Below are 16,079 nucleotides of genomic sequence, written 5' to 3'. Positions count from 1 at the left end.
CTAGTTTGCTCTTTGATTTTCATTGAGTATTAGGTGAATGACTTGGTCGTAGTGTTTTAAGTCCTCTTCTGTGTAGTGGTGAATGACTTCTATGACTGTTTGAGGTAGGGAGAAGAGCAAGTCACTGATCTTTCTGCTATTTTCCAAGTCAAGATTGGCCTTAATCTCATCGGCTAAGATGAGTTGGCTATCATGATAGAGGGTGCGAGCTCTTATCAAACTATGAGAATGTGGAACTTGCTAAAAAAGTAATTCTTAAACCATACCAAACGCTAGCGATTTATGTAGATTAAGTTCAGAAAGAGCCTTCTTCTAAGGAATAAAAGGGCTCTTTTTTAGCTAGCATTCATTTTTTTGAAAGCGTAACTCAAACTAGTCAGGCGTAGGACTTTATGGTATAATATAGAAGATTCAAAAAGAAACAGGAGAAATGTTATGAACCTTATTTTAGCAATTGTATTGATTCTTTTAGCTTTTCTAGGAGGAGCTCTTGGAGGTATGTACTTGGTGCGCAAGCAAATCGAAAAAGAATTTGCGGATAACCCACGTTTGAACGCAGAAGCAGTTCGTACTCTCTTGAGTGCAAACGGTCAAAAGCCAAGTGAAGCCAAAGTACAACAAGTTTACCACCAAATCATTCGCCAACAAAAAGCAGCCCTTGCTAACAATAAAAAGAAATAAATAGGAAAAGTCTGGGATGAAAGTTCCAGACTTCTCACTATGTTTGACTGATATTTAGAGACAAGACTTTTTCCTTGCATTCTATTGATATTTGATTATGATTAAGAGGGAGACAGTGGGGAACTACCCAGTCTGTCAGCAATTTCAGAAAGAAATGAATAATAATGAACTATCAATCAGGAAAAAATACTAGAAAGAAGACTGTATGGATAATCGACCGATTGGTTTTTTGGATTCGGGCGTTGGAGGTTTGACGGTTGTACGTGAACTCATGCGCCAGCTTCCCCATGAAGAAATCGTCTATATTGGAGATTCGGCACGGGCTCCTTATGGTCCCCGTCCTGCTGAGCAGATTCGTGAATATACTTGGCAACTGGTCAACTTTCTTTTGACCAAGGATGTTAAGATGATTGTCATTGCTTGTAATACAGCAACGGCAGTCGTCTGGGAAGAGATTAAAGCTAAGTTGGATATTCCGGTGTTGGGTGTGATTTTGCCTGGTGCATCAGCAGCTATCAAAGCAAGTCAAGGTGGGAAAATCGGTGTGATTGGAACCCCGATGACGGTAAAATCAGATATTTATCGACAAAAGATTCATGATCTAGACCCAGATTTACAAGTGGAAAGCTTGGCCTGCCCTAAGTTTGCTCCCTTGGTCGAGTCAGGTGCTCTATCGACCAGTGTGACCAAGAAAGTCGTTTATGAAACCTTGCGTCCCTTAGTCGGAAAAGTAGATAGCTTGATTTTAGGCTGTACTCATTATCCACTCCTCAGATCCATTATTCAAAATGTCATGGGGCCTAAGGTTCAGCTGATCGATAGTGGAGCCGAGTGCGTGCGGGACATCTCAGTCTTGCTCAATTATTTTGAAATCAATCGTAGCCGTGATGCAGGCCCGCTACAACACCGTTTTTACACAACAGCAAATAGCCAAAGTTTTGCCCAGATAGGAGCAGAATGGCTGGAAAAAGAGATTCATGTGGAGCATGTAACATTATGACAAACAAAATTTATGAATACAAGGACGACCAGGACTGGTATGTAGGATCCTACAGTGTTTTGGTGGCATTCGGACTTTGACGGATGATGACTTAGCGTTTCCTTTGTTTGATTTAGCCAAAATCTTTCGAGATGAGGAGCGAGGATTTCCGCTTTCAGTCACTGTTTTACGATATGGTTCAGCCTATCGCTTACTCTCTTTTGTGGTAGATATTCTTAACCAAGAAGCGGACCGAAACTTAGAAGTCATTCAACGTCAAGGTGCCTTGCTCTTAGTTGAAAATGGCCAACTCTTGCATGTGGAATTGCCTAAAGAAGGAGTCAACGTTCAAGATTTCTTTGAGACAAATAAGGTCAGAGAAACTTTGCTGATTGCGACTCGTAACGAGGGCAAAACCAAGGAATTTCGTGCTATCTTTGACAAACTTGGATATGATGTGGAGAATCTCAATGACTATCCTGACCTGCCTGAAGTAGCAGAAACAGGTATGACCTTTGAAGAAAATGCCCGCCTTAAGGCAGAAACTATTTCTAAATTAACAGGCAAGATGGTTTTAGCTGATGACTCTGGTCTTAAAGTCGATGTCCTCGGTGGATTACCAGGTGTCTGGTCAGCTCGATTTGCAGGAGTAGGGGCTACCGACCAAGAAAATAATGCTAAACTCTTGCACGAATTAGCCATGGTCTTTGAACTCAAGGACCGTTCGGCACAATTCCACACCACCCTGGTCGTAGCTAGCCCAGGTAAGGAAAGCTTGGTGGTCGAAGCTGATTGGCCAGGCTACATTAACTTTGAACCTAAGGGTGAAAATGGTTTTGGCTATGATCCTCTTTTCCTAGTAGGAGAAACAGGCAAGTCATCAGCTGAATTAACCCTTGAAGAAAAAAATAGTCAATCCCACCGTGCCTTAGCCGTTAAGAAACTTTTGGAGGTATTTCCATCATGGCAAAGCAAACCATCATTGTAATGAGTGACTCCCACGGAGATAGCTTGATTGTAGAAGAAATCCGTGACCGCTATCTTGGGAAAGTTGATGCCATTTTTCACGATGGTGACTCGGAACTTCGCCCAGACTCACCACTCTGGGAAGGAATCCAAGTAGTCAGAGGAAACATGGACTTTTATTCAGATTATCCAGAACGCTTGGTGACTCAACTAGGCTCTACCAAGATCATCCAGACCCATGGACATTTGTTTGATATTAACTTTAATTTCCAGAAACTAGATTTCTGGGCTCAGGAAGAAGATGCAGATATCTGTCTTTATGGGCACTTGCATGTTCCAAACGCTTGGATGGAAGGAAAGACCCTCTTTCTAAACCCTGGTTCTATCAGTCAGCCACGTGGGACTATCAGAGAATGCCTCTATGCCCGTGTAGAGATTGATGATAGCTACTTTAAAGTGGACTTTTTGACACGTAACCATGAGGTCTATCCAGGCTTATCCAAGGAGTTTGCTCGATGATTGCCAAGGAGTTTGAACAGTTTTTACTGGAGCAAGAGGAAACCTTTTTAACTCCTGCTGAAAATTTGGCTGTACTCATTGATAGCCACAATGCAGATCATGCAATTCTCCTCCTTAGCCAGATGACCTATACAAGAGTGCCAGTAGTGACTGATGAGAAAGAATTTGTCGGAACCATTGGACTTAGAGACATTCTGGCCTACCAGATGGAGCAGGGCTTGAGTCAGGAAGCTATGGCAGACACGGATATCGTACATATGACCAAGAAGGACGTAGCAGTTGTCAGTCCAGACTATACACTGACGGATGTTTTACATAAGTTAGTGGATGAGTCTTTCCTACCAGTCGTTGACAAGGATGGTATCTTCCAAGGCATTATCACACGGAAATCAATCCTTAAGGCTGTCAATGCTCTCTTGCATGACTTTAGTAAGGAATATGAGATTCGAAGCAAATGAGAGAAGGGATTTCAGCATTTTTAGAGGAAAAGCAGGGCTTATCTGCCAATTCCAAGCAGTCTTATAAGTATGATCTTGAGCAATTTTTAGACATTGTAGGCGAGCGGATTTCTGAGACCAGTCTCAAGATTTATCAAGCCCAACTGTCAAGTTTGAAGATTAGTGCTCAAAAACGTAAGGTTTCTGCTTGTAACCAGTTTCTCTACTTTCTCTATCAAAAAGGGGAACTCAAGACCTTTTATCGCATAGAATTGCTTAAGCAGGCCGAGCAGCAACAAGCAAAACCTGAGCTTTTGGACCTAGAATCCTTTTGGCAGGAAAGCGACTTTCCAGAGGGACGCTTACTGGCGCTCCTCATCTTGGAAATGGGACTCTTGCCAAGCGAGATTTTAACTCTAAAGGTTGCGGATATCAATCTGGATTTTCAAGTTTTGAGAATCAAGAAGGCTTCCCAACAGAGAATTGTAGCTATCCCCACGCGCTTGCTTCCAGAACTGGCTCCCTTGATGGACCAGACCTATATTTTTGAAAAGTCTGGCAAAGCCTACTCGCGTCAGTGGGCCTTTCGTCAGTTAGAAGCCTTTCTAAAAGAAAAAGGTTTTTCAGACTTATCTGCCCAAGGATTGAGAGAACAGTTTATATTAAGACAAATCGAAGAAAAGGTTGACTTGTACGAAATTGCTAAAAAATTAGGATTAAAGACAGTCATGACCTTGGAAAAATATAGATAATGGATATTAAATTAAAAGATTTTGAAGGGCCTTTGGATCTTCTTTTGCACTTGGTTTCAAAGTACCAGATGGATATCTATGATGTGCCGATTACAGAGGTTATCGAGCAATATCTAGCCTATATCTCGACATTACAAGCTATGCGTTTGGAAGTCGCAGGTGAGTACATGGTCATGGCTAGTCAACTCATGCTGATCAAGAGTCGTAAGCTCTTGCCCAAGGTTGCAGAAGTGACAGACCTAGAGGATGACCTGGAGCAGGACCTCCTTTCTCAAATCGAAGAATACCGCAAGTTTAAACTTTTGGGAGAGCAGTTGGAAGTGAAACACCAAGAACGAGCTCAATATTACTCAAAAGCACCTACTGAGTTGATTTATGAGGATGCTGAACTTGTGCATGATAAGACCACAATCGATCTTTTCTTAGCCTTTTCAAACTTGCTTTCCAAGAAAAAAGAAGAATTCTCGCAAAATCATACAACCATTTTACGAGATGAGTATAAGATCGAGGATATGATGATTATCGTCCGAGAAGCCTTGGTTGAAGGTCAACAATTGCGCTTGCAGGATTTGTTTAAAGAAACCAGGAATTTACAAGAGGTCATTACACTCTTTTTAGCGACCTTGGAGTTGATTAAAACCCAAGAAATTCTCTTAATTCAAAAAGAGAGCTTTGGAGATATCTATCTCCTGAAAAAGAAAGACGAAAATCAAGTAGAACAAAGTCAGGCTTGATAGAGAGGAAGTATGAGTACTTTAGCAAAAATAGAAGCGCTCTTGTTTGTAGCGGGTGAAGAGGGGATAAGAATTCGCCAATTGGCTGAACTCCTTTCTTTGCCACCGACTGGGATTCAGCAAAGCTTAGAAAAGTTAGTCCAAAAGTATGAAAAAGACCAGGATTCCAGTTTAGCCTTGATTGAGACAGGTGGTGCCTACAGATTGGTAACCAAGCCTCAATTCGCAGCTATTTTGAAAGAATATTCTAAGGCGCCCATCAACCAGAGTCTATCTCGAGCTGCGCTAGAAACCTTGTCCATCATTGCTTATAAGCAGCCTATCACACGAATAGAAATTGATGCCATCCGTGGGGTCAACTCGAGTGGAGCCTTGGCAAAGTTGCAGGCTTTTGATCTGATAAAGGAAGACGGGAAAAAAGAGGTTTTGGGTCGCCCTAATCTCTATGTAACTACGGATTATTTCCTAGATTACATGGGTATTAATCATCTGGAAGAATTGCCAGTGATAAATGAGCTTGACATTCAAGCACAAGAAAGCCAATTATTTGGTGAAAGGATAGAAGAAGATGAGAATCAATAAATATATTGCCCACGCAGGTGTGGCCAGTAGGAGAAAAGCAGAAGAGTTGATCAAGCAAGGATTGGTGACTGTCAACGGACAGGTAGTGCGTGAACTAGCGACTACTATCAAGTCAGGCGACAAGGTCGAAGTTGAAGGTCAACCAATCTATAACGAAGAAAAGGTCTATTATCTGCTCAATAAACCACGTGGTGTAATTTCCAGTGTAACGGATGACAAGGGCCGCAAGACGGTTGTTGACCTTTTACCCAATGTTAAAGAACGGATTTATCCTGTGGGACGTTTGGACTGGGATACATCTGGAGTCTTGATTTTGACCAACGATGGGGACTTTACAGATGAGATGATTCACCCTCGTAATGAGATTGATAAGGTCTATGTTGCGCGTGTGAAAGGGATTGCCAACAAAGAAAACCTCCGTCCTTTGACTCGAGGCGTTGAAATTGAAGGCAAGAAAACCAAGCCAGCCGTCTACGAAATTCTCAAAGTAGATCCAGTAAAAAACCGTTCGGTTGTCCAGCTAACCATTCATGAAGGACGCAATCACCAGGTTAAAAAGATGTTTGAAGCAGTTGGGCTCCAAGTGGATAAGTTGTCTCGGACACGTTTTGGACATTTAGACTTGACAGGACTTCGTCCAGGAGAAGCACGTCGTCTCAATAAAAAAGAAATCAGCCAGCTACACACCATGGCTGTAACAAATAATAAATAATGAAAAAAATCTTAATTGCGCCAGTGCGCTTTTACCAACGCTTTATCTCGCCAGCTTTTCCACCGTCTTGCAGATTTGAGCCCACTTGTTCAAATTACATGATTCAGGCTATTGAAAAACATGGCCTCAAGGGAGTTTTGATGGGCTTGGCTAGGATATTACGTTGCCATCCTTGGTCTGAAACGGGTAAAGATCCAGTGCCAGATCATTTTTCATTAAAGAGAAATACAATATAAAATTGGCTTCTAATGTATAAAACACAGATAGATTATACTTGGTATTTATCAAGTGCCATCTATCTGTGTTTTTATTTATTATTGATGTTTCTGTTATTTATTCCAAAATGTTTTTGCCTTCTTTAACACGCCAATGATAATCTGATAAAATAATATCTTCAAGGGAGTAACTAGCTTTCCAATCAAGATATTTTTTAGCTTTTGAGGCATCTGCAAGGACGCTAGCGGGGTCACCAGCACGGCGAGCAACAATTTCGTGTGGGATTTTTTGATTCAGTAATTCTTCAGCAGTTTTAAATATTTCTTTGACGGTATAGCCTTTTTCAGTTCCTAAGTTAAAGATTTGAGAAGAACTGTCTTCTTGAAATAGGTAATTCATCCCTTTAACATGAGCCTGTGCAAGGTCCAAGACATGAATGTAATCCCGAATACATGAACCGTCACGTGTATCGTAGTCATCTCCAAATATTTTTAGGCTATCATTTTGTCCCAATGCGGTCTTGTTGATGTTTGGAATGATGTGAGTTGGATTTTTCACACGCAGACCGTTTGAAGCATCCATTTCTGCCCCAGCAACATTGAAATAGCGGAAAATAACATATTTCCAATCGTAGCGATTAGCCATCCAGTAAATCATTCGTTCGCCCATCAGTTTTGTCTCTGCATAAGGGTTGACAGGGTCGAGTAGGGTATCTTCAGTAGCTGGCTTATCAATACAATTATTACCATAGAGAGAAGCAGTCGAAGAGAACATGATTTTTTGAATGCCAACTTCAGATAAGACTTTAAGAACTTGGTTCATCCCAGCAACATTGGCAGTGAAGTATTTGCTTGGGTTTTCAATACTTTCGCTCACAACAATCTCACCTGCACAATGGAGAACAGCGTCAACCTTGTTTTCTTCCAAGTAAGTTTTTAAGGTACTAGCATCATAAACATCTAGTTGTTTAAAGCTAGCACGACTATCCACAGCAGAACGATTTCCTGTAGAGAGATTATCTAGGACATGCACCTGGTAGCCAGCATTTAAAAGAGCTTTAACGGTATGGGAGCCAATGTAGCCAGCCCCACCTGTAACAAGAATTGTTTTAGTCATGATTTTTTCCTTTTTCTAATTTTGTTCTATTTTAAAAAATGTAGAAGAAAAAGTCAAATATTTTTTATAGTTTCATAAAAGTAAAGATGTTGGTGTTATAATTTTTTTATACCTTTCCTCATATACAAGGGAATACTGTTTTACTACTTAGAAAATAAGATATGATTTGTAGAAAGAAGACTAAGATACCAACTTCCCACTACCTTTCTCCTATAAAAAGTGGTAAAATGGTTGAAAGAAAGAAGGGATAGAAATGACAACATTATTTTCTAAAATCAAAGAAGTAACAGAACTTTCCGCTATCTCAGGTCATGAAGCACCTGTACGTGCTTATCTTCGTGAAAAAATTACCCCTCACGTGGATGAAGTTGTGACTGATGGCTTGGGTGGTATTTTTGGGGTTAAACACTCAGAAGTTGAAAATGCACCTCGTGTTTTGGTAGCCTCTCACATGGATGAAGTTGGTTTTATGGTAAGTGAAATCAAGCCAGACGGGACCTTCCGAGTAGTCAGCATTGGTGGTTGGAACCCTATGGTTGTTAGCAGCCAGCGTTTTAAACTCTTTACGCGCCAAGGACGTGAAATTCCAGTCATCTCAGGTTCAGTACCTCCACATTTGACTCGAGGCACAGGTGGCCCAACCATGCCAGCTATTTCAGATATCGTTTTTGACGGTGGTTTTGCAGATAAGGCTGAGGCTGAAAGCTTTGGTATCCGTCCTGGAGATACTATCGTTCCAGATAGTAGCGCAATCCTAACTGCTAATAAAAAAAATATCATCTCAAAAGCATGGGATAACCGTTATGGAGTTCTCATGGTTAGCGAGTTGGCAGAAAACTTGTCAGGTCAAAAACTGGGAAATGAACTTTACCTAGGTGCTAACGTCCAAGAGGAAGTTGGACTTCGTGGTGCCCATGCATCTACAACAAAATTTGATCCAGAAGTATTCCTTGCGGTGGATTGCTCACCAGCAGGTGATGTTTATGGTGGTCAAGGTAAGATTGGTGATGGAACCTTGATTCGTTTCTACGATCCAGGTCACTTGCTTCTCCCAGGCATGAAAGATTTCCTTTTGACAACTGCTGAAGAAGCTGGTATCAAGTACCAATACTACTGTGGAAAAGGTGGAACTGACGCAGGTGCAGCTCATCTGAAAAATGGTGGAGTACCATCAACAACAATCGGTGTTTGTGCTCGTTATATCCACTCTCACCAAACCCTTTACGCTATGGATGACTTCCTAGAAGCCCAAGCTTTTCTACAAGCCTTGGTGAAAAAATTGGATCGCTCAACTGTAGATTTGATTAAGAACTATTAAATTTAAAAATGGAGGTGTGTAGGATGGAAGAAGCCAACCTAGAAACCTTGGTACGGGATCTTTACAATAATGCCCGTCAAAACTTGAGTGAAGATTTAGTGGCTGCACTCCTAGAAACTGCTAAGCAGTTGCCCAGCACCAATGAGCGCTTGCTTGCAGTCCGACTTTCAGGGCTAGTCACACTTGAACTCCTCAAGAATCCTAGAACACCAGCGCCAGAGTTAGTTAATCTGGCCCGCTATATCAAAAAGGAAGAAGCAAGGTACAAGGGTGCAGCTGCCTCTTCCTTTATGATTGGAGAGCTATTTAAAATGCTTTGATTCGAGAGAATCAAAGCATTTTTTTATATTAAATTTGTTCAGCCAAAACCTTTTCAGCAAGGTTCATAGCGTGGTCTGACACACGAGTATAGTGTGAAATGATGTCGATAAAGTTGACACCTGCTTGGGTAGAACATTCACCGTTGTTAAGGCGTTTGATGTGTGTCTTACGAAGGACGCGTTCCATCTTGTTGATGGCTTCATGGCGTTCAATAAGAGCTTGAGCTTTTTCAAGGTCATTGTTTTCAACACTTTCAAGAGCATCTTTAACGAAATCGCTTGTTTGACGGTAAATCTCTTCCAACTCTTCTAGTGCTGAGTTAGAGAATTGAACATTCTTGCGTTGCAAGTAGTCGTTAAGATTAATCAAAGCTTCAGCGTGGTCACCGATACGTTCCAAGTCTCGAGAAGAGTCAAGGATGTTGGTTAAGACTTCACTCTCTTTTTGGCTCAATGCTTCACTAGATAGACTAATGAGGTAACGTGTTAATTTCTCGTCGATTGTGTTGATAGCTTCTTCGGTCTTGTGTCCTTTTTCTGCGACTTTTTCATTAGAATTGATAATGTAGTCGTAAGAAAGATCGAATGCTTTAACAGCATAGTTTCCTAGGTGCAAGAGTTCTTTCTTGGCATTTCCTAGGGCGATAGAAGGAGCTTGCTTGATGAGTTGTTCATCCAGGTAAAGAGGTTCGTATTTAACAACTTCGTCTTCACCAGGGATTAGCTTAGTAACAAAGTAAGCCAAAGCACCGATGAATGGGAATTGTACAATGGTGTTACTTACGTTAAAGGCACCGTGTGAGAAGGCAATAGTCATCTCAGGTGAGAGGTGAAGTAGTGCCTGGAAGTACTCGATCATCGAAGTGAATGGGCCTAACAAGATTAAGCAGAGGATGGTTCCTAAAACGTTAAAGGTAACGTGTGTTGCTGCAACTCGCTTAGCAGAGATGTTTGCTCCGGCTGCTGCGATGATAACTGTTAAGGTTGTACCGATATTATCTCCGAATAGGACTGGTAGTGCCCCTTTGAGGTCGAGGAATCCACCTGCATAAAGACCTTGTAGGATCCCGATGGTTGCAGAAGAAGCCTGAATCAGAACGGTAATAACTGCACCAGCCACAACTCCCAAGATAGGATTTTGACCCAAGGTAACCATGTATTCCTTGAACTGAGGCAAGTCTTTAAGAGGGCTCATCCCAGCACTAATGAGGTTGAGGGCATAGAAGATACCACCCACACCAAAAAGGATACGTCCAATATTATTTGCAGTACGGTTTTTTGTAAAGAATAAGAACATGGTTCCAAGGAAAATCAAGGGTAGGGCATACTCGCCAAGTTTGAAACCGATGATGAAGGACGTTACGGTCGTTCCAATATTGGCTCCCATGATAATCCCGATGGCCTGTCTAAGGGTGAGGAGACTAGCACTGACTAGTCCAACCGTAATAACCGTTACACCTGTACTTGACTGGATTAGGGCAGTGACGACAATTCCCACTAAAACCCCTAAGAAGGGATTACTTGTGTACTTGTCAATGTAATATCGAAGGCGGTCTCCAGCAGCTTGTTGCAAACCGTCTCCCATGGTCTTGATACTATATAAAAATAGACCCAGACCACCTAAAAAGTGAAAAATAATTTCCTGCCAATTAATGGACATTTTCTTTTTCCTCCGAAAAATAATCGCGGAATTTCTCCCATTCTATTTTAAAGGATAAAAGTAAATCTAACAAGTAGTAAATGCTCTTTTTTTGAGAAAAATGTTGATTTTATTTGAAAAATAGCAGATGATTGTCTAATTTATATTAATTCTTCACTTCTTTATAGTTCTTGAAGGGCTAGTGTTGACTCTTTTTCTAAATATCGTAAAATAAAAATGACCTGTTCTGTATATTTTTGGAACAGCTACTTTTTTAAATCAAAAATAAAGCGCTTACTTTTTATGGAAAGTCAAAGGAGAAAAAGATGAAGAATCCATTTTTTGAAAAACATTGTCGCTATAGTATTCGGAAATTGTCAGTGGGTGCCTGCTCATTGATGATTGGTTCAGTTCTATTTGCAGGCCCAGCTTTGGCTGAAGAGTCTGTCGTTCCAGAAAATGGGACAACAACTACAGCAGTAGCTTCAGAGCAACCGTCAACCACTACTCCAGCAGAAGCAACCACACCAGCACCAGAAGTATTGAAAGAGCTGGAAGCGACGGAAGATAAGACAAGCGAGCAGCCTGTTTCAGAAGAGAAACCAAGTTTGGATCAATTGACTGCAGCTGATAGGGAAGCAACTAGCCCAGCAACTGAAACTCCTAAGGTTGAAGAAACGCCTGCTACTACAGAAAATAAGCCAGAAGAAAAAGCTACTGTCGCTGACGTTCCTAAGAAAGAAGAAAAAAGTCTTCGACCAAAAGAAATTAAGTTTGACACATGGGAAGATTTGTTGAAATGGGAACCAGGTGCTCGCGAAGACGATGCTATTAACCGCTCTTCAGTAGAACTAGCCAAGCGCTATCGTGGACATGTAGTTAACGAAAAAGCTAATAAGGACGCTAAGGTTGAAGCTCTTGCTAACACTAACTCTAAGGCTAAAGACCACGCTTCTGTAGGTGGTGAAGAGTTTAAAGCCTACGCTTTTGACTACTGGCAGTACTTGAATTCCATGGTCTTTTGGGAAGGGCTAGTCCCAACTCCAGACGTGATTGATGCTGGTCACCGTAATGGTGTTCCTGTATTGGGTACACTCTTCTTCAACTGGTCAAATAGCATTGCAGACCAAGAAAAATTTGCTTCAGCTCTACAACAAGACGAAGACGGAACTTTCCCTATCGCTCGTAAGTTGGTTGATTTGGCTAAATACTATGACTTTGATGGATATTTTATCAACCAAGAAACAACAGGAGATATCGTAACGCCTCTTGGTAAGAAAATGCGTGACTTCATGCTTTATACCAAGGAGTACGCAGCTCAAGTCAATCATCCAGTCAAGTATTCTTGGTACGATGCCATGACCTATGAATATGGTCGTTATCACGAAGACGGACTTGGTGAATACAACTACCCATTCATGGAAAAAGAGGGGGACAAGGTTCCTGCAGATCACTTCTTTGCCAACTTTAACTGGACCAAAGAGAAAAATGATTACTCTGTAACTATGGCAAAATGGCTTGGACGTAGTAGTATGATGTTTTTGCAGGTTTGGAATTGCAACAAGGTGGTTCCTACAAGACAAAAGTGAAATGGGATGCCCTTCTAGATGAAAATGGCAAGCTCCGATTATCACTTGGCCTCTTTGCACCTGATACTATTACCAGTCTTGGTAAGACAGGCGAAGACTATCATAAGAATGAAAACATCTTCTTTGCAGGTTATCAAGGAGATCCAACTGGTCAAAAACCAGAGGACAAGGACTGGTACGGGATTGCCAACCTCGTAGCTGACCGCACACCAGCAGTTGGACGTAGCTTCACAACATCCTTTAACACTGGACATGGTAAAAAATGGTTTGTAGATGGTAAAGTTTCCAAGGATTCTGAATGGAACTATCGTTCTGTATCAGGTATCTTGCCTACATGGCGCTGGTGGCAAACATCATCAGCTGCTAAACTCCAAGCTGACTATGACTTTGAAGATGCCTACAATGGAGGAAATTCACTCAAGTTTGCGGGTGATTTAGCTGAAAATACCAACCAAGATGTTCGTCTCTACTCTACAAAACTGGAAGTAACAGATAAAACGAAACTCCGTGTCGCCCATAAAGGCGGTAAGGGAAGCAAGGTCTATGTAGAATTTGCGACTCAGAAAAACTATACTTATGGTGGCGAGAATGCTCGTAAAGAGCTGACTCTATCTGACGATTGGACAAAAGACGAATTTGACTTGAGTACCTTGGCAGGTCAGACCATTTACGGTATCAAACTTACTTTTGAAAATACTGCTGCTCTTAAGGATTACCAATTTAACTTGGGTGAGTTGACAGTGTCAGATAATCAAGAGGCACCTCAAGCACCAACTGCTCTTAAAGTAGCTAAACAATCTCTGAAAAATGCTCAAGAAGCGGAAGCCATTGTTCAATTTACAGGTAACAAGGATGCTGACTTCTATGAAGTTTATGAGAAGGATGGCGATACTTGGCATCTATTGACAGGCTCGTCTGCCACTACGATCTACCTACCAAAAGTTAGCCGTTCAGCTAGTGCAACTGGTACTAGTCAAGAGTTGAAGGTTGTCGCAGTTGGGAAGAATGGACTTCGCTCTGAAGCAGCAACTACAAACTTTGAGTGGGGAATGACTGTCCAAGATACAAGCCTTCCAAGACCATTAGCAACAAACATCGTTCCAGGAGCGACTGTTATCGGAAGTACCTTCCCAAATACAGAAGGTGGAGAAGGCGTCGAAGGAATGTTGAATGGTACCATCACCAGCCTATCTGACAAATGGTCTTCTGCTCAGTTGAGTGGTAGCGTTGATATCCGTTTGACACAACCACGCCGTGTTGTTAGATGGGTCATGGACCACGCAGGAGCTGGTGGAGAGTCTGTTAATGATGGCTTGATGAACACCAAAGACTTTGACCTTTACTACAAAGATGAAGCAGGCGAATGGAAACTAGCTAAAGCTGTTCGTGGCAATAAAGCCCATGTTTCAGATATCACCCTTGATAGCCCAATCACTGCGCAAGACTGGCGCTTGAACGTCATCATGTCTGACAATGGAACACCGTGGAAAGCCATTCGTATCTACAACTGGAAGATGTATGAAACTCTTGATACGGAGAGCCAAAACATTCCAATGAGTAAAGTTGCAGCGCGTGTTCTAACTGATAATAAGGTTCAACTAGGATTCTCAGAAGTTCCTGCTGGGGCAACCATCACAGTCTATGACAAGGCAGATTCACAAACTCCAATCGCTACCTTAAATACAGCAGTTGGAGGGGATCTAGCGACAAATCCATTGAGCTTTGAAAAACGTCCAAGTCTTCTTTACTACCGAACACAATTGCCAGGGAAAGAAATCAGTAATACTCTTGCTGTAACAATTCCTCAGGATGAAAGAAAGATTAAGGCTGTCAGTCTAGAAGCAGCACCTAAAAAGACAACTTATCAAGGTGGTGAGGAATTGAATCTTAAAGGTGGTCTTCTCCGTGTCAAATACGAAGGTGAAGAAGCAGATGAAGTCATCAACCTTAGTCATGCTGGTGTTGTAGTCAACGGCTACGATGCTCACCATCATGGCGAACAAGAGTTAACAGTAACCTATCTTGGTCTTCCAGTTGCAGGAAGCTTCAAGGTTCAAGTGACAGGTGAAGAAGCTGGTCCAAAAGAAGTCGCAACCCTGTATATTAGTAAACAACCGAAGATTGATTACTTTGTAGGCGATGCTCTTGACTTATCAGAAGGACGCTTCAAGGTCTTGTATGACGATGAAACTGAGACAGAACATAGCTTTACAGACCAAGGAGTCGAAATTACAGGTTATGATTCTCAAAAAACAGGCCGTCAAAAACTTCAGTTGCACTATCAAGGACAAACTGTCGACTTTGATGTTCTAGTATCACCTAAGGCAGCCATTAACGACGAATATCTGAAACAAGAAATCACATCTGCTCAAGGACGCAAAGAAACATTAGCTTATATATTTGCGGATGCAGCAAAACAAGCAGCTCTTGCTGAGAAGATTGATGCAGCAAAAGCGATTTTAGAAAACCACGATGCTAGTCAAGAAGCAGTCAACCAAGCCCTGAACGATTTAAAACAAGCAGGTGCAGCCTTGGATGGAAATAAACGTTATCAAACTGCTAGAGAAGAATTGGAAAGCTTGCTCGAATCTGTCCTTGAAAAAGATCCTCAATCTGAGTTGATTGCGCAAGCTGAGACTTTATTATCTTCACAAATGCCAATTCCAGAAGCCTTTGCGGACATGAAAGAAAAGCTGAATAAGAAACTAGCTCCTGCAGAAGAAAGCCACCATGTGGGTAGCTTAGAAGAAGGAGAAACTGCGCCAACAGTTGAAGCTCTACCTGAGCTAGTGATTGAAACAGAAACTCAAATCTTCGAACGCTAAGAACGTCCAGCAGGAGACCTCTTGTTGGGTGAACGTCGTATTGTTCAGGTAGGTGTAGAAGGGCAGACTCGTCGTCTGATTGAAGTAGATGCCAAAGGTAACCGTACTCTTCTTAAAACAGAAGTAGTCAAGGAAGCAGTTGCAGAAATCACTGAAGTTGGTACCAAGGTAGAAAGCCGTGTTCAACCGCTAGACGGTCCAAAAGTCTTAGAAGTTAAGAAACCAAGCTTGGTTGTGGAAAAAGAAGTTCTTGCATATGGACATGAAGAAAGAGTAAATCCTAGCCTCCCAGTAGGAGAACGACGCTTGGTTCAAGTAGGAGTTGCAGGTCTTCGTAGAAACCTTGTAGAGATTGATTCTGAAGGACATCGCAGTCTTAAGGGGACGGAAGTTCTCAAGGAAGCCGTAACTGAGATTGTTGAAGTTGGTACAAAAGTGGATGTTCAAGCTGACAAACCTCTTGCACCTGCTCCAGTAGCACAAGTAGCTAAGCAGGAGCCAGCAAAAGCAGAAGCAAAAGCTGACAAACCTGAAGGAAAACAACTTCCAAGTACAGGTGAAGGAGTAGATGCAAATCTAGTAGCTCTTGGCTTAGCTGGAGTTTTAAGTGGTTTTGGTTTGCTAGCTCAAAAGAAAAAAGAAGATTAAGTTAATATAGTAAATTGAACCTAAAACAGTACATAATGTGGTATAA

Annotated in this window: 14 protein-coding genes and 2 pseudogenes; 13 read left to right on the top strand and 3 right to left on the bottom strand. The window is 41.7% G+C overall.

The features are described from left to right. Positions 1-210, bottom strand: a pseudogene (locus tag HMPREF2837_RS11635) (ABC transporter ATP-binding protein); the annotation flags it as partial. 225 nt (positions 211-435) lie between these two features. Here HMPREF2837_RS11635 and HMPREF2837_RS03910 point away from each other — a divergent pair. From HMPREF2837_RS03910 to yidD, 10 genes are all read left to right on the top strand, one after another. After that, positions 436-681, top strand: coding sequence for a YneF family protein (locus HMPREF2837_RS03910; RefSeq protein ID WP_001048970.1), 246 nt, complete (start codon positions 436-438; stop codon positions 679-681). Positions 682-886: 205 nt separating this feature from the next. Continuing rightward, entirely contained in the window at positions 887-1,681 is a 795-nt protein-coding gene (gene racE, locus HMPREF2837_RS03905) for a glutamate racemase (protein WP_075230665.1), read from the top strand. A 103-nt stretch (positions 1,682-1,784) separates the two neighbouring features. Next, a complete protein-coding gene (locus tag HMPREF2837_RS03900; RefSeq protein WP_398578165.1) occupies positions 1,785-2,648 on the top strand; it encodes a nucleoside-triphosphate diphosphatase in 864 nt (287 codons plus the stop codon). After that, positions 2,624-3,145 carry a metallophosphoesterase gene (locus HMPREF2837_RS03895; RefSeq protein WP_049548505.1) on the top strand — a complete coding sequence of 174 codons (522 nt, stop codon included), beginning with the start codon at positions 2,624-2,626 and terminating at the stop codon, positions 3,143-3,145. The genes HMPREF2837_RS03900 and HMPREF2837_RS03895 overlap by 25 nt, the downstream gene beginning before the upstream one ends. Continuing rightward, positions 3,142-3,603: a cyclic-di-AMP-binding protein CbpB gene (cbpB, locus tag HMPREF2837_RS03890; protein WP_049527719.1), complete on the top strand. Its 462-nt coding sequence runs from the start codon at positions 3,142-3,144 to the stop codon at positions 3,601-3,603. The genes HMPREF2837_RS03895 and cbpB overlap by 4 nt, the downstream gene beginning before the upstream one ends. Then, positions 3,600-4,334 carry a site-specific tyrosine recombinase XerD gene (gene xerD / locus HMPREF2837_RS03885; protein WP_049548504.1) on the top strand — a complete coding sequence of 245 codons (735 nt, stop codon included), beginning with the start codon at positions 3,600-3,602 and terminating at the stop codon, positions 4,332-4,334. The genes cbpB and xerD overlap by 4 nt, the downstream gene beginning before the upstream one ends. After that, positions 4,334-5,068, top strand: coding sequence for a segregation/condensation protein A (locus HMPREF2837_RS03880; protein WP_049548503.1), 735 nt, complete (start codon positions 4,334-4,336; stop codon positions 5,066-5,068). Before xerD ends, HMPREF2837_RS03880 begins: the two co-directional genes overlap by 1 nt. A 12-nt stretch (positions 5,069-5,080) precedes the next feature. Beyond that, positions 5,081-5,650: an SMC-Scp complex subunit ScpB gene (scpB, locus tag HMPREF2837_RS03875; protein WP_049548502.1), complete on the top strand. Its 570-nt coding sequence runs from the start codon at positions 5,081-5,083 to the stop codon at positions 5,648-5,650. Continuing rightward, complete coding sequence (locus tag HMPREF2837_RS03870; protein ID WP_049503236.1) at positions 5,637-6,362, top strand: pseudouridine synthase; 726 nt, start codon at positions 5,637-5,639, stop codon at positions 6,360-6,362. Before scpB ends, HMPREF2837_RS03870 begins: the two co-directional genes overlap by 14 nt. After that, positions 6,362-6,598, top strand: coding sequence for a membrane protein insertion efficiency factor YidD (yidD, locus tag HMPREF2837_RS10660; protein WP_049548501.1), 237 nt, complete (start codon positions 6,362-6,364; stop codon positions 6,596-6,598). Before HMPREF2837_RS03870 ends, yidD begins: the two co-directional genes overlap by 1 nt. Before the next feature lie 97 nt (positions 6,599-6,695). Here the strand turns inward: yidD and galE are convergent, their stop codons facing one another. Beyond that, positions 6,696-7,694, bottom strand: coding sequence for a UDP-glucose 4-epimerase GalE (gene galE, locus HMPREF2837_RS03865; RefSeq protein WP_065426684.1), 999 nt, complete (start codon positions 7,692-7,694; stop codon positions 6,696-6,698). Positions 7,695-7,947: 253 nt separating this feature from the next. On the opposite strand from galE, the gene pepA reads away from it, so the two are divergent. After that, positions 7,948-9,012, top strand: a complete 1,065-nt coding sequence (gene pepA, locus HMPREF2837_RS03860; RefSeq protein WP_049548500.1) for a glutamyl aminopeptidase — start codon at positions 7,948-7,950, stop codon at positions 9,010-9,012. Positions 9,013-9,035: 23 nt separating this feature from the next. Next, positions 9,036-9,332 carry a bacteriocin immunity family protein gene (locus HMPREF2837_RS03855; protein ID WP_049548499.1) on the top strand — a complete coding sequence of 99 codons (297 nt, stop codon included), beginning with the start codon at positions 9,036-9,038 and terminating at the stop codon, positions 9,330-9,332. 28 nt (positions 9,333-9,360) lie between these two features. Here HMPREF2837_RS03855 and HMPREF2837_RS03850 read toward each other — a convergent pair whose 3' ends face one another. Beyond that, on the bottom strand, positions 9,361-10,992 hold the full coding sequence (locus HMPREF2837_RS03850; RefSeq protein ID WP_049527702.1) for a Na/Pi cotransporter family protein: 1,632 nt from the start codon (positions 10,990-10,992) through the stop codon (positions 9,361-9,363). Positions 10,993-11,297: 305 nt separating this feature from the next. On the opposite strand from HMPREF2837_RS03850, the pseudogene HMPREF2837_RS03845 reads away from it, so the two are divergent. After that, positions 11,298-16,033 (top strand): annotated as a pseudogene (locus HMPREF2837_RS03845) (bacterial Ig-like domain-containing protein). Positions 16,034-16,079: the final 46 nt, after the last annotated feature.

Origin of the sequence: Streptococcus sp. HMSC071D03, assembly GCF_001812125.1 — a bacterium.
Classification (GTDB): Bacteria; Bacillota; Bacilli; order Lactobacillales; family Streptococcaceae; genus Streptococcus; species Streptococcus pseudopneumoniae_N.
Note: the sequence above shows the minus strand (reverse complement) of the source record. Positions and strands in the feature narration are given on the sequence as shown.